Genomic DNA, 12,401 nt, shown 5'->3' with positions numbered 1-12,401 from the left:
TTAATGGATATTCGCAGCTTACATTTCGATCATTTAATTACATTTCAAGTAAGAGATAAAAAAGAAAATTGGCTAGAAGGGATTAAGATTTTAGAAGATTTCCCATTAAATCATGAAGTGTATCAAAATGGTCCTGTATTTTTTTCCTATGAAGAAGAAAAAGATAATGAAGGCCTGTTCACATATTATTTACCGATAAATGATGCCGTGGAATTTGAAGAAGCTATTACAGATTTTGAATATATCCACCAATTTAGTATAGAAAAAGCGCTATTAATGCGCCAGGCACAGGAAGAGGCAGACTTTAGTACAGCTATCCAGAAGATCAAAAGTTATGCAGCAACTGAGAATATATCAGTAGATAATTCATTCATTTGCGTACTATTGGATGTTTATGGAGAATATTTAATTGATTTATACGTCCCGTTAAAAGAATGGAGCGAAGTGAAATGATTGTAGAAAATCACCAAATTTCTTACCGGAATGTAGCTTCTAAATATTATAACTTCGTGCCAGAAGAAATTGATCTGGCTTTTGCGGATTTTGATCAAATTCTCTTAAACAATGGTTTTCATATTCAAGACACGATGTTCTTTTCTATTATTAGTGACCCTACTGCTCCTGTAATGACAGCTGAAATATTCCGTTCTATAGAGGAAAGTTATGTTTCGGATATGAAAGCTGCTGAAGATGTCAATTTTAGAAGCTATTTTTCAGTCAATCGCATGCTTATGACAAGGATTACGAACGAATTTGATGCGCAGTCTCAGGAGAAGTACTGGGAGCTAGTGGAACACTTACAAAAAAATAATTTTAATCAAAGTAGCCCAATCTTTGTGGAATACAAACGCAGCCATTCTGGTACAGTATATGCGGAAATGAGTGTAGGAGTGAGGTAATTAATGGTTGGTCAATTTAGATGGAACTATTAAAAAGATGGTGATAAATTGAAGGTATTGGATGTAAATGAGTTTCAGCAAGGACTTGAAAGAACTGTTAGTCAGTTAACCCGCCTGGAAAGTGAAATGAAACAAATTGAAAGTGCTGTTCAAGGTCTCACACAATTAGAAGAATCGCTAAAAGGTCAAGGTGGAGAAGCATTACGTGCATATTACGAGAGTTGCCATTTGCCATTCCTCACATTTTTCAATACCTTTAAAAATAGCTTTACTAGTGTTCTTCAAGAGATGAAAACAGCCCTTTCATCGCTTGAACCGGATTCATCAGGCTTTATTCGCCAAGCAGCATTGGAAGGCGAAATTGAGCAAGGCTTAAACCGAGCCAAACAAGTGACTGAAGAGCTGACAGACGAAGCCAATAATATCATGGACCAAGTGTCAGATATCGTGAGCTTGCCAAAACTGGATGATAGTGAAGTCCATCTGGGTGTACATGACGCGAAACGCCATCGGGACGAAACCGTTGAAAAACTGATTGAATTTGACGTATCCCAAACAGATGCATTAACGGCAATTCAAACAGACCTGATGCACATGAAAACATGGATTACCAACATAGAAACGATGATGACAGAAGGGGTAACAGATGTTCACTTCCCGGCAGAACAATGGCAGTCATTCGCTAGTCAGAATCCGTTAATGATTGCACTGGCCTATCGTACGCAATCGTTGGATCAAGTGATTAATATGAACCCACTATTTAATCCTGGAGGAATCGGAGGGGCGAATCCTTACACACTTTCGGGTATTTATCTAACCGGTCAACAGCCTTTAGGTACTTTCGGGCTCAGCGGTGCAATGGTTTCAACAAATTTCGTTTCATTTATGAAGCAAAAAGAAAAAGAAGTCGCAAAAGAACTTTCCGCTACAGCCACAACAGTAGATAATGTGAAAGAAGATGGGAATGGTTTTCTTAATTTCCTCGGAGACGTCGGAAGTGGCGCTACAAAAATCGGAAAAGGTTTGTTGGATTTCTTAATATTGGACGATGTGAACACGCTCGCTGATAAAGATGCATCATTACTAGATAAAGGTATTGCGTTAGCATCCTTCATCCCAGTCGGAAAAGTTTTGAAAATCCCGAAAGCAATTGATAAAATTGTAGATAGTAACGTGGGTGAGGTTGTTGGTAAGGGTACTAGTAAAGCTAAAAATTTTGAATTCAGAAGTAAGGTGTATTCTCCTGTAGAATATCAAGGAAGAAGGGTTTATCAAAGGAATGATATTGATTGGAACATGGTTGATCCTGATAAAGGTCTTACGAATTTAGAGAGGGCTCAAATGGGATGGGCACCTTTAGGTAAGGATGGTAAAGCTATCAATTTGCATCATATACTACAACAGGAACCTGGACCAATGTTAGAGATTCATCAAACAGTACATCAGAAAAACTATCGAATTCTTCATGGACTTTTAGAAAAAAATAAATTTAAAAGGGTTAAGCCTATTGATAAAATAGCTTCACATGCTAATAAATCTATAGATGAAATTTCAGAGATTAGAAGAGAAAGGAAAATGAGAAAAAAACGTAGTTTTAGGAGTGACCCAGACTTAGATCAAAAATATAATGATTTTCGGGGAGAGTATTGGAAATGGCGGTCAGATGAACTTCTTAAGGATCCAAATAAATAAGGAAGGATGATAGCTTTGAATAAAGAGGCAGTCATTGAATTAATAAATAACGCACCTAAAAAGTTTTTTGTTGGGGCTTTAGAGGAGAGTAAAATAAGTGACATTGAGGAAAGACTTAATGTGAAATTGCCGGAAAGTTATAAGTGGTTTTTGCAAGAATATGGAACTGGAGGAGTTTTTGGGATAGAGATCTTTGGAGGTGGACTTCGCGAGGTGCCAACTTGTGTAAGAGAAACGGAAGAATGGAGAGAATATGGTTTACCAATGGAGTTCGTTGTAATACAGAACTACGGATCTGGTGTTTATTGTCTTGATACTTCAAGGTTAGACAACAATGAATGTCCTGTTATAGACTGGGAGCAAGATGATGAGGATGGAATATATGAATATGAAAATTTCTACACATTTTTAGTAGAACAGTTCTCAAAATAATTCACTAAACCTTAATCAGGTGCTCGTACCTTGTCGAGTTTTTCTTTTCCTTTTATAATTAATCTCATGATAGTTAGCTGACATATGGTATTGGTTATAATGAACAATATAGAAAACCAAGGTATATATTACTCGATTTATATTTCACACGAGAACGGCAGGAGTATTTTATAGAATTAACAACAAGCACTTGATTGCCTTATTAGGAATCAGGTGCTTTAATTTTTCCAAAGGAATGTAAACTTAACAGATTTAAAAAATAGAAATATTAATATGATTGGAAAACTATTTTTGTAGGAATCGATGAAAATTACTTCAGTAAAAATGCTATTTCTGACTATGCGGTAGAGTTGATGGAAAATGGTGATGAAAATGAGTTTGTTAATGAACTTACATGGGGAATATCTATTGAAGATTTAAATAAAGTGATGTTGGAGATAAAGGACATTTATTTCCCACAATTAGATGAAAATAGCGCATTTTTAATAGCTGAGAATAGAAAACTTCGATTTGTTTGTTTATCTAAAATAAAAGAAGAGTGTAAAGAAGATAATGAATTATTAAATAAAATAGCCGAGTTTTATGAAAGTCATCATTACCCAGAAGACATGGTGAGTTTCATAAATTATATGCCTCAAGAAGTCCCAACTACAATAGCAGATATGGTAAAAAGGTTTGAAGAATTTTTAAAATTAGAGAAAGATTTAGTTAGCTCATATTCTTGAAATTTAAATATGGAAGAATTTTCGTTTTCAAGGTGCACTTAAAGCATTTTGTTTCCTTGGAGTGAAAATTTATTGGTTTAAGGAGTTTAAACGGAAAAATATTTAATAGATTTTAAATCGTATAAAAAAGTTCCGAGTGAAATGATTATAAAATATACGAAACTGGTACCAAATGAATTTATAGATTTATGGAGTAATTATGGATTTGGTACATTTATGCAAGGGTATTTTAAAAGTGTAAATTCAGAGGAAATTAAAGAAATTTAGGGGGAGAGTAGTCAAAGATACAAGGATTCAGTTGTATTGTTTGCTACAGGTATTGGTGATCTAGTTATTTGGTCAGATGGATATGTTAGACTACTTAATTACAGGTATGGTGTGGTAAAGACAATTATGTTTACATTTGAATTTTTCTTTATGGTGAGTTGGATTATGATGAGTGCTTTGGCTACACTCCTCTATTAGGTTTAGGTGGAGCAGAAAAAGTAGAGAATTTAAAAAAAGTCAAATTGAAGGAACATATTCTTATTATTACTGAATTTATGGGTCCAGTTCAGTAATGTACAGGAAATATGGTTAGAGTTAACTATGAGCACTTGATTGTCTATATTAGGCGACGAGTGCTTTTTTATGTTTTCAATATTCAGACCGATGTTAACTTCCCGGCAGAACAATGGCAGTCATTCGCTAGTCAGAATCCGTTAATGATTACATTGGCTTATCGTACGCAATCGTTGGATCAAGTGATTAATATGAATCCACTATTTAATCCTGGAGGAATCGGAGGAGCGAATCCATATACCCTCCCTGGTCTTTATCAAAATGGTCAGCAGCCTTTAGGTACTTTCGGGCTAAGCGGTGCGATGGTTTCAACAAATTTCGTTTCATTTATGAAGCAACAAAATAAAAAAGTCGCAAAAGAGCTTTCCACTACAGCCACAACAGTAGATAATGTGAAAGAAGAGGAGAATGGTTTTCTTAATTTCCTCGGAGACGTCGGAAGTGGCGCTACAAAAGTCGGAAAAGGTTTGTTGGATTTCTTAATATTGGACGATGTGAACACGCTCGCTGATAAAAATGCTTCGGGCCTTGATAAAGGTATTGCGTTAGCATTCTTCATCCCGATAGGAAAAGTTTTGAAAATCCCGAAAGCAATTGATAAGATTGTAGATAGTAACGTGGGTGAGGTTGTTAAGAAGAGTGATGTAGATGAGGTAGTTGGTAAAGGTAATGCTCTTGTAGATACAAGTAATTTTGTGAAAAATGGGAAAATTCCAGTTGATTTTGAAGTCAATAATACCAAACGACATACCTAATACATTTAAACCGAGTGAAACTATAACTGAAGGATATAAATATAATTTTGAAATAGACGGGCAAAAGATAGAAGTAAAATGGCATTCACCAGATTTAAATGCAAAACAACTGTACCCTGATAGTAATTCAGGGAATATGTGGACTGCCCAAATAAAAATAGGGAAAAAACTTCTAGGACAGGATGGTAACCTTTATAAAAAGCCGAATAATTTAACACATATTCCAATTGAGTAGGAGAATTAAGAATGGATTTTTCTAAATTTGATGAGTTACCCGATTATTTATCTGAGGAAATACTAAAAATGTATTTTGAACAGGTTATTGATTATTACGAAAATAATGGGGATAGAAGTAAGATTGATTTGTCTGAAGCTATATATCAATTAGCAGAAAGACAATGGCATACCTATAAATTTTTGGATGAAAAAATTAAAGATAAGGTAGATTCGATAGTTCAAGAAATATTAGACCCAAATTCTTATGAGTTAATGGATAATGTAACGTCAATAATTGCATATCTTGGACTCTCAAATAGTTTTCAAACATTAAAGGAAATAGATAGTACAAGTCTAAGTATTAATGTTAAGGAAATAATAGAGGAAACAATAAATGAATTAGATGGAAACATTGGTAATCCTTATTCAGGGGTAGAGGAGTAAGTATGATTAAAACCTTTAGTTATTGGAGCTAGCCCTGTCTATTTAATTGCTATGCTGCCATATCAGAGGAGGGTGTAATTTGAGCTTATTTAAAGATTTTAAAAAAGTAAGTGAAGTTGAGGAATATACAATTAATAAATATAAGAATATGCTCCCAGAAGCTTTAATTGAAGTATGGAAATCATATGGGTATGGTACAATAATGAATGGATACTTAAAAATAATTAACCCTGATGAATTTAGCTCTTTAGTAAATGAGTCTTATTTAAGAAGTAAAGGGACAATACCTATTTTCAGTACATCCATAGGTGATCTAATACTTTTTGAAAAGGATGAAAATCAAGAATCCTATATTGTAACAATAAATTACCGAAAAGGTAAAACAAAAGTTGTAGCTTCAAAATACTCCTTGTTTCTAAGATTTTTAGAGGAAGAGGCTTTTAGACAGAAGGCTTTAGATTGGCTTCCTTATCCAGAAGCAATAGAAAAATATAATGAACCAGAGTATGATGATTGCTTTGGCTATACACCTTTGCTATGTTTAGGTGGAGCAGAAAAAGTAGAGAATCTAAAAAAAGTCAAATTGAAGGAACATATTCGTATTATTACTGAATTTATGGGTCCAGTGCAGTAATGTACAGGAAATATGGTTAGAGTTAACTATAAGCACTTGATTGTCTATATTAGGCGACGAGTGCTTTTTATGTTTTCAATATTTATACCGATGTTCACTTCCCGGCAGAACAATGGCAGTCATTCGCTAGTCAGAATCCGTTAATGATTGAACTGGCCTATCGAACGCAATCGTTGGATTAAGTGAATAATATGAATCCACTATTAAATCTTGGAGGAATCGGAGGAGCGAATCCGTATACACTCCCTGGTCTTTATCAAAATGGTCAGCAGCCTTTAGTTACTTTCGGTCTCAGCGGTGCGATGGTTTCAACAAATTTCGTTTCATTTATGAAGCAAAAAGAAAAAGAAATCGCAAAAGAGCTTTCCGCTACATCCACAACAGTAGATGATGTGAAAGATGAGGGGAATGGTTTTCTTAATTTCCTATGAGACGTCGGAAATGGCGCTACAAAAGTCGGAAAAGGTTTGTTGGATTTCTTACTATTGGACGACGTGAACACGCTAGCCGATAAAAATGCTTCGGGTCTTGATAAAGGTATTGCGTTAGCATCCTTCATTCCAGTAGGAAAAGTTTTGAAAATCCCGAAAACGATTGATAAAATTGTGGATAGTAATGCGGGTGCGGTTGTTAGAAGAGTGATGTTGATGAGGTTGTTGGGAAGGGTGATGCTCCAGTTCCTACCAAACCAGGTGGTGGTAGCAATTCTAAAGACTTTGTTAACCCACATTCTGAAAAACATATGTTTGGGCCAAGTAGACCATCTACTCCTAATAGGTCACAATATGGTGAAGATGTGTATGTAGCCAAGTTAAGGCAAGAAACAATGACTAATCCTGATAAAGTTTATTCAAACTGGCCAAATCCTAACAATCCAAATCCAAACAAAATAACTAAGTATTATAAAGAATTTGACTGAAATATCAGTACACCTGATACACCGACAGGGAGTCATAGGGTATTTGAAAATCTTGTTGATCCAACCAGAAGCTCACATGTCCCATATGTTCCAAGAAAATAACTATTAAGTAGGTGAAATACTTGAGTAATATGTTGTATCATGCATATTTACCTGAAAATCATGAACATCATGTTTCGCTGGAAGAAGTCATGAATGGTGGCATTAAATATTCTACTAAGTCTAATAATAGATATAGTAATGGTGGTAGAGTAAAATTTGAGATAACAGAACTATTAAAACCCTCCAATGCTCCTGCCTGGCTTAACTTTAAAGAAGCAATAGGTGTTGATATAACCAATCGTTTTTCAAAATCTTTTGGCTTTCCTATATTTACGGATAAAATCTTAGTATTTGATGGTGATATTTCCCTTTCAATCTATGACCAAGCATTCTATGAGGATTTGAAAGACTTTGATGAGGAAGCTTTAAATATTGATACTGGAGAAACTATTGAATATTGGCTAAAACTATATTGGAAAAGTATGATGACACTTGAAGACTATTTAATAAAGAGGTCTTATCCAAAGCCAGAAGTATTAATTTTTGAATCTGTTCCCAAAGAAATTATTCAACTATGTGAAGAATAGACTTATATACCTTGATTGGCTAATGCCTTTCAAGGTTTCTTTTTGTGGAGGGTTGCGTTAGCATCCTTCATCCCAATAGGAAAAGTTTTGAAAATCCCGAAAGCAATTGATAAGATTGTAGATAGTAACGTGGGTGAGGTTGTTAAGAAGAATGATGTAGATGAGGTTGTTGGTAAGGGTACGGGTAATATCGGAAATAAGACCAGAGATCAGGCCAGACATACTGCTCAAAATCTACTGAAAAATGGAGAAGTTAGTATGTCTAATCTGGAATCAATGATTCCTTCGAATATTCCAAATTCATTTAAACCAACCGATACTATTACTGATGGTGCAAAGTATGAATTTACACTTGCCGATGGACAAAAGGCTATAATTAGATGGCATTCTCCAGACCCTGTAGCGGCAAGCAAATATTCAGGATCAGCATCAGGTTCAAGATGGACTGCACAGATAAAAATCGGAAATAAACAGCTAAAATCAGATGGAACATGGACAAAAAATCAATCTTTAAATGAGGTTCATATTCCGATAGAAGGGAAATAAAATATGGATATAAATGAAATTAAGAATCTACCTGATAGAATACCAAGTGAAACACTAATATCATTGTTTCAAAATGTATTAGATCAATTTAGAAATAATAAAATTGAAAAAAATGATTTTTTATTAATACTTAATCAACTTACAGACAGGCAAGTTATGACATACGAGTTATTAAGAAGTGATATAAGAAATGATATTGATAGAACTCTCTCTAAATTATGGAATACAGATTCCTATGATGAAGTAGATATTATTCTTTCTATTGTAGTAAATCTCGGTCTAGAAATTTGCTTTAATAAAATAAAAGAATCACTGGAACAGTATAAGGATATAGATAAATCAATCCTAGATGAAATACAGGAAACAATAGATGAAGTAGGCGAGAATATCTCTAATCCGTATTATAGTTTGGAAAAATTTAAATAGTCTGTTACGTTTTTTAGAGAAAATAAAATAGAAGCAGTGTTGGTTAATGTTAATGAAGTATTTAGTCACTTAAATGAAATTATTGAGTTAACAAAGTTTTCAGTTAGATATGGAGATTTTATCCTAATTGCAGAAGATTTTAATTTTGGTTTGTATTGAACGAACGGAATATTTTTATGAGTTAAGTGTTTGGGGACTTTCATAAGGAAAAATATGAGAACCTTGATTGGCGCAGATGCCTTTCAAGGTTTTTTACTTTAATTTATACTAAATCAGCTGATATTTGAGTGAGACAATAAGAAAATGATTCGTTTGAGAATCGAGAGCTCATGATGGTAGTACCATCAAGGCGTTTTATTTTAATACATGGCTAGGAAGAAGTGTGAGAATTTGGTGAGATGACATTTTACATAGCATGGGTAGTTATGACAAGGATTGGATAACAAACTAACGAGAACGACAAAGCTTGTGACGATAAACAATGGGTAAAGTGAAAGAGAGTTGTTTTATTGCCTTTGCATTTTGGGTTGTATTTTTACTAAAGACGGTCGTATAATACTCGCTATTCGTTAAAAAAGCGTTACCAAAATTACAATTTATTTAACGGGAGGGTGAAAAGTTGAACTTTGTTGGGTATATACGAATCTCAACTCAAGGGCAGCCAAGAGATGGATTTAGCTTGAAATATCAAGAAGAGGAAATTAAAGCATATTGTAAGGAACAAGGCTTAAAACTTGATTCATATTTTTAGAGATGAAGGAATTAGTGGCGCCAAACTAAATGAAGAAGCATTAGAAATTGACAGGGTGGGCTTACAGGAAATGTTGGCTCACCTTTCGTCTGTCCAAATTGATTATGTGGTGGTGCTGAACACAAGACGATTATGGCGGTCAGATATTGTGAAGGTACTGATACACTGGCCTATCGTACGCAATCGTTGGATCAAGTGATTAATATGAATCCACTATTTAATCCTGGAGGAATCGGAGGGGCGAATCCATACACACTTTCGGGTCTTTATCTAACCAGTCAACAGCCTTTAGGTACTTTCGGTCTCAGCGGTGCAATGGTTTCAACAAATTTCGTTTCATTTATGAAGCAAAAAGAAAAAGAAGTCGCAAAAGAGCTTTCCGCTACAGCCACAACAGTAGATAATGTGAAAGATGAGGGGAATGGTTTTCTTAATTTCCTAGGAGACGTCGGAAGTGGCGCTACCAAAATCGGAAAAGGTTTATTGGATTTCTTACTATTGGACGATGTGAACACGCTCACTGATAAAAATGCTTCGGGTCTTGATAAAGGAATTGCGTTAGCATCCTTCATTCCAGTAGGAAAAGTTTTGAAAATCCCGAAAGCGATTGATAAAATTGTTGATAGTAACGTGGGTGAGGTTGTTAAGAAGAGTGATGTTGATGAGGTTGTTGGGAAGGGTAAGGAATATAAAAACTATAAGGCTGTAAAATATAATGGAAATACTAAAATTAATGGAGAATTAAGGGATACTAGCAGACGAGTTTTTCAAAGGAGAGATATTGATTACGAGAGAGTTGACTCTAAAACTGGTAAGACAAATTAATGAAGAGTGGAAGACCTCCAATTTGGAAAGATGGGACAAAAATAGAACTTCATCATTTAATCCAAAGAGAACCCGGATCAATGGTGGAGCTCCCGAGTAGTATGCATAAAGAATATGATAGAATATTGCATGGTTTAGTGGAGAATGGAGGAAGCTTTAGAAATGATCCTGTTTTGAAAAAACAATATGAAAACTTTAGATCGAAATATTGGAGATGGAGAGCTAAACAAATAGATAAAGGTGAATTGTAAAAGGAGAAATTCTGAATGAATAAAGAAGAATTAACCATTTTTATTAAGGAAAATATGGAACCAGATGATTTTACTGGAGGTGTAGATGGAAAACAGATTAATTATGTTCAAGATACCCTAAAGTTAAAATTGCCAGAAAGTTATAAGTGGTTTTTAAATAATTATGGGTCTGGTGGATTATATGGTGTAGATATCTTAGGAGTGGCTAAGTCTAATATTGTTACTGTTGTTATAGAAACGAAGCGTTATAGGGATTTAGGAATGAGTGAGAATTTAGTAGTTATTGAAGATATAGATGAATATGCTTATTGTTTGGATACAAGCAATGTGGAGAATAATAATGAATGCCCAGTAATAGCGTGGAATAAGCAAGGAGGCCTTGATGACTATAATTCGGCAGAAAATTTTTATGAGTTTTTATCACAAAGGTTATTTGATGCAAAAGAAGCTTGGGAAGAAGATTTTTAAGATAGATAATTAGCAAGAATTATAAATGAAATTAAAGAAAATCAAAAACTCTTGTTGGTTGTACCATCAAGAAATTATATAACAAGAATAAAAAAAGCTATGAAAATTATAGTGGGGGATATAAACAAGTTGGAGTACAGCTACTTTATGAATTTATGGATTCAGTTAACTATGAGCACTTGATAGTCTATATTAGGCGACGAGTGCTTTTTTATGTTTTCAATATTCATACCGATGTTAACTTCCCGGCAGAACAATGGCAATCATTCGCTAGTCAGAATCCGTTAATGATTGCACTGGCCTATCGTACGCAATCGTTGGATCAAGTAATTAATATGAATCCACTATTAAATTTTGGAGGAATCGGAGGAGCGAATCCATACACACTCCCTGGTCTTTATTAAAATAGTCAGCAGGCTTTAGGTACTTTCGGTCTCAGCGGTGCGATGGTTTCAACAAATTTCGTTTCATTTATGAAGCAAAAAGAAAAAGAAGTTGCAAAAGAGCTTTCCGCTACAGCCACAACAGTAGATAATGTGAAAGATGAGGGGAATGGTTTTCTTAATTTCCTAGGAGACGTCGGAAGTGGCGCTACAAAAGTCGGAAAAGGTTTGTTGGATTTTTTAATATTGGAACAGTTAAAGTTAGTGGAAAGGAAGTAGATGTATCCAGAAGAGTTTACTAAATTGAGATTGATAAAAATTATGTACCTAATAATCCGAAGGCACTAGGAAAGTCGAATAGGAGTGAGTTAATTTATGGATGAAAGAATTATAAAGATGATCGAAAATTATGGTGAAGAAGATGATTTTTTTGGAGAAATATCAGAAGAATATATTAATAAGGCTGAAGAAAAACTTAAAGTTAAATTCCCTCTAAGTTATCGCAATTTTATAAAAAAATATGGTTCGGGAGGAATATGTGGAGTTGAGCTTGAAGGTGTTCAGGGTAATTTAGGAGCATCTGTAGTTGATGCAACAGAGAGATGGAGAAAATTAGGGTTGGGCATGAACTTAATTGTTTTAGAGGACTCGGGAGAATTTGCTAGATGTATGTATTGTGCAGATATTAATGATGACAGAATATATAGTTTGGAAAGGGGAGGGATAGATTTACACCCACGATATAATACATTTGATGACTATTTAATAGACATATTTCAAGAAGGAATTGATAATTGGTAAAAAACAATAAGGTTAATCCGGGGGATACTTATGAATCAATTAAC

20 protein-coding genes and 3 pseudogenes are annotated in these 12,401 nt (G+C 34.4%); all 23 read left to right on the top strand.

All coding sequences use genetic code 11. The features are described from left to right. Positions 1-3: 3 nt before the first annotated feature. On the top strand, positions 4-453 hold the full coding sequence (locus MHH95_RS17350) for a biotin carboxylase (RefSeq protein WP_340728606.1): 450 nt from the start codon (positions 4-6) through the stop codon (positions 451-453). Further along, a complete protein-coding gene (locus MHH95_RS17345) occupies positions 435-899 on the top strand; it encodes a DUF5085 family protein (RefSeq protein ID WP_340728605.1) in 465 nt (154 codons plus the stop codon). The genes MHH95_RS17350 and MHH95_RS17345 overlap by 19 nt, the downstream gene beginning before the upstream one ends. Positions 900-956: 57 nt before the next feature. Further along, entirely contained in the window at positions 957-2,591 is a 1,635-nt protein-coding gene (locus tag MHH95_RS17340; RefSeq protein ID WP_340728604.1) for a T7SS effector LXG polymorphic toxin, read from the top strand. 15 nt (positions 2,592-2,606) lie between these two features. Continuing rightward, positions 2,607-3,023 (top strand): SMI1/KNR4 family protein, encoded by a 417-nt coding sequence (locus MHH95_RS17335; RefSeq protein ID WP_339213344.1) that lies wholly within the window; start codon positions 2,607-2,609, stop codon positions 3,021-3,023. 267 nt (positions 3,024-3,290) lie between these two features. After that, positions 3,291-3,748: pseudogene (locus MHH95_RS17330) on the top strand (DUF2247 family protein). A 141-nt stretch (positions 3,749-3,889) separates the two neighbouring features. Then, a pseudogene (locus MHH95_RS17325) lies at positions 3,890-4,308 on the top strand (T6SS immunity protein Tdi1 domain-containing protein). Between the two features lie 60 nt (positions 4,309-4,368). Beyond that, the gene (locus tag MHH95_RS17320) at positions 4,369-5,064 is read left to right on the top strand and encodes a hypothetical protein (RefSeq protein WP_340728603.1); all 696 of its coding nucleotides are present in this window, start codon (positions 4,369-4,371) and stop codon (positions 5,062-5,064) included. Next, entirely contained in the window at positions 5,033-5,299 is a 267-nt protein-coding gene (locus tag MHH95_RS17315) for a hypothetical protein (RefSeq protein ID WP_339213340.1), read from the top strand. Before MHH95_RS17320 ends, MHH95_RS17315 begins: the two co-directional genes overlap by 32 nt. Before the next feature lie 11 nt (positions 5,300-5,310). Continuing rightward, positions 5,311-5,724 (top strand): hypothetical protein, encoded by a 414-nt coding sequence (locus tag MHH95_RS17310; protein WP_339213338.1) that lies wholly within the window; start codon positions 5,311-5,313, stop codon positions 5,722-5,724. A 79-nt stretch (positions 5,725-5,803) separates the two neighbouring features. Next, positions 5,804-6,358 (top strand): T6SS immunity protein Tdi1 domain-containing protein, encoded by a 555-nt coding sequence (locus MHH95_RS17305; RefSeq protein ID WP_339213336.1) that lies wholly within the window; start codon positions 5,804-5,806, stop codon positions 6,356-6,358. A gap of 191 nt (positions 6,359-6,549) precedes the next feature. Continuing rightward, positions 6,550-6,789, top strand: a complete 240-nt coding sequence (locus MHH95_RS17300; protein WP_340728602.1) for a hypothetical protein — start codon at positions 6,550-6,552, stop codon at positions 6,787-6,789. A gap of 54 nt (positions 6,790-6,843) precedes the next feature. Beyond that, positions 6,844-7,164, top strand: a complete 321-nt coding sequence (locus tag MHH95_RS17295; RefSeq protein WP_340728601.1) for a hypothetical protein — start codon at positions 6,844-6,846, stop codon at positions 7,162-7,164. A gap of 235 nt (positions 7,165-7,399) precedes the next feature. Continuing rightward, positions 7,400-7,906: a DNA polymerase III gene (locus MHH95_RS17290; RefSeq protein ID WP_339213332.1), complete on the top strand. Its 507-nt coding sequence runs from the start codon at positions 7,400-7,402 to the stop codon at positions 7,904-7,906. A 15-nt stretch (positions 7,907-7,921) separates the two neighbouring features. Next, a complete protein-coding gene (locus tag MHH95_RS17285; protein WP_340728600.1) occupies positions 7,922-8,452 on the top strand; it encodes a hypothetical protein in 531 nt (176 codons plus the stop codon). A gap of 3 nt (positions 8,453-8,455) precedes the next feature. Continuing rightward, positions 8,456-8,878 (top strand): hypothetical protein, encoded by a 423-nt coding sequence (locus tag MHH95_RS17280; protein WP_339213324.1) that lies wholly within the window; start codon positions 8,456-8,458, stop codon positions 8,876-8,878. 36 nt (positions 8,879-8,914) lie between these two features. Next, on the top strand, positions 8,915-9,037 hold the full coding sequence (locus MHH95_RS18665; RefSeq protein WP_445683023.1) for a YxiF family protein: 123 nt from the start codon (positions 8,915-8,917) through the stop codon (positions 9,035-9,037). Positions 9,038-9,497: 460 nt separating this feature from the next. Next, positions 9,498-9,795, top strand: a pseudogene (locus tag MHH95_RS17275) (recombinase family protein); the annotation flags it as partial. A gap of 20 nt (positions 9,796-9,815) precedes the next feature. Then, complete coding sequence (locus MHH95_RS17270) at positions 9,816-10,454, top strand: hypothetical protein (RefSeq protein WP_340728599.1); 639 nt, start codon at positions 9,816-9,818, stop codon at positions 10,452-10,454. After that, positions 10,454-10,705 carry an HNH/ENDO VII family nuclease gene (locus tag MHH95_RS17265; RefSeq protein WP_340728598.1) on the top strand — a complete coding sequence of 84 codons (252 nt, stop codon included), beginning with the start codon at positions 10,454-10,456 and terminating at the stop codon, positions 10,703-10,705. The genes MHH95_RS17270 and MHH95_RS17265 overlap by 1 nt, the downstream gene beginning before the upstream one ends. A gap of 15 nt (positions 10,706-10,720) precedes the next feature. Next, complete coding sequence (locus MHH95_RS17260; RefSeq protein ID WP_340728597.1) at positions 10,721-11,173, top strand: SMI1/KNR4 family protein; 453 nt, start codon at positions 10,721-10,723, stop codon at positions 11,171-11,173. A gap of 155 nt (positions 11,174-11,328) precedes the next feature. Further along, positions 11,329-11,577, top strand: a complete 249-nt coding sequence (locus MHH95_RS17255; protein ID WP_339213322.1) for a hypothetical protein — start codon at positions 11,329-11,331, stop codon at positions 11,575-11,577. Between the two features lie 69 nt (positions 11,578-11,646). Next, positions 11,647-11,835: a hypothetical protein gene (locus tag MHH95_RS17250; protein ID WP_340728596.1), complete on the top strand. Its 189-nt coding sequence runs from the start codon at positions 11,647-11,649 to the stop codon at positions 11,833-11,835. A gap of 96 nt (positions 11,836-11,931) precedes the next feature. After that, positions 11,932-12,357 carry an SMI1/KNR4 family protein gene (locus tag MHH95_RS17245; RefSeq protein ID WP_339213318.1) on the top strand — a complete coding sequence of 142 codons (426 nt, stop codon included), beginning with the start codon at positions 11,932-11,934 and terminating at the stop codon, positions 12,355-12,357. The last annotated feature ends 44 nt before the right edge of the window (positions 12,358-12,401 follow it).

It is taken from the genome of Solibacillus sp. FSL K6-4121 (assembly GCF_038002585.1).
GTDB lineage: Bacteria > Bacillota > Bacilli > Bacillales_A > Planococcaceae > Solibacillus > Solibacillus faecavium.
This window is presented reverse-complemented; position numbering and strand designations above follow the sequence as displayed.

What these genes read in the sequence shown, in the direction of transcription:
- MHH95_RS17350 (WP_340728606.1), top strand. Translation starts at nt 4, where the DNA reads ATGGATATTCGCAGCTTACATTTCGATCATTTAATTACATTTCAAGTA.
- MHH95_RS17345 (WP_340728605.1), top strand. Translation starts at nt 435, where the DNA reads ATGGAGCGAAGTGAAATGATTGTAGAAAATCACCAAATTTCTTACCGG.
- MHH95_RS17310 (WP_339213338.1), top strand. Translation starts at nt 5,311, where the DNA reads ATGGATTTTTCTAAATTTGATGAGTTACCCGATTATTTATCTGAGGAA.
- MHH95_RS17300 (WP_340728602.1), top strand. Translation starts at nt 6,550, where the DNA reads ATGAATCCACTATTAAATCTTGGAGGAATCGGAGGAGCGAATCCGTAT.
- MHH95_RS17280 (WP_339213324.1), top strand. Translation starts at nt 8,456, where the DNA reads ATGGATATAAATGAAATTAAGAATCTACCTGATAGAATACCAAGTGAA.
- MHH95_RS17265 (WP_340728598.1), top strand. Translation starts at nt 10,454, where the DNA reads ATGAAGAGTGGAAGACCTCCAATTTGGAAAGATGGGACAAAAATAGAA.
- MHH95_RS17260 (WP_340728597.1), top strand. Translation starts at nt 10,721, where the DNA reads ATGAATAAAGAAGAATTAACCATTTTTATTAAGGAAAATATGGAACCA.
- MHH95_RS17255 (WP_339213322.1), top strand. Translation starts at nt 11,329, where the DNA reads ATGGATTCAGTTAACTATGAGCACTTGATAGTCTATATTAGGCGACGA.
- MHH95_RS17250 (WP_340728596.1), top strand. Translation starts at nt 11,647, where the DNA reads ATGAAGCAAAAAGAAAAAGAAGTTGCAAAAGAGCTTTCCGCTACAGCC.
- MHH95_RS17245 (WP_339213318.1), top strand. Translation starts at nt 11,932, where the DNA reads ATGGATGAAAGAATTATAAAGATGATCGAAAATTATGGTGAAGAAGAT.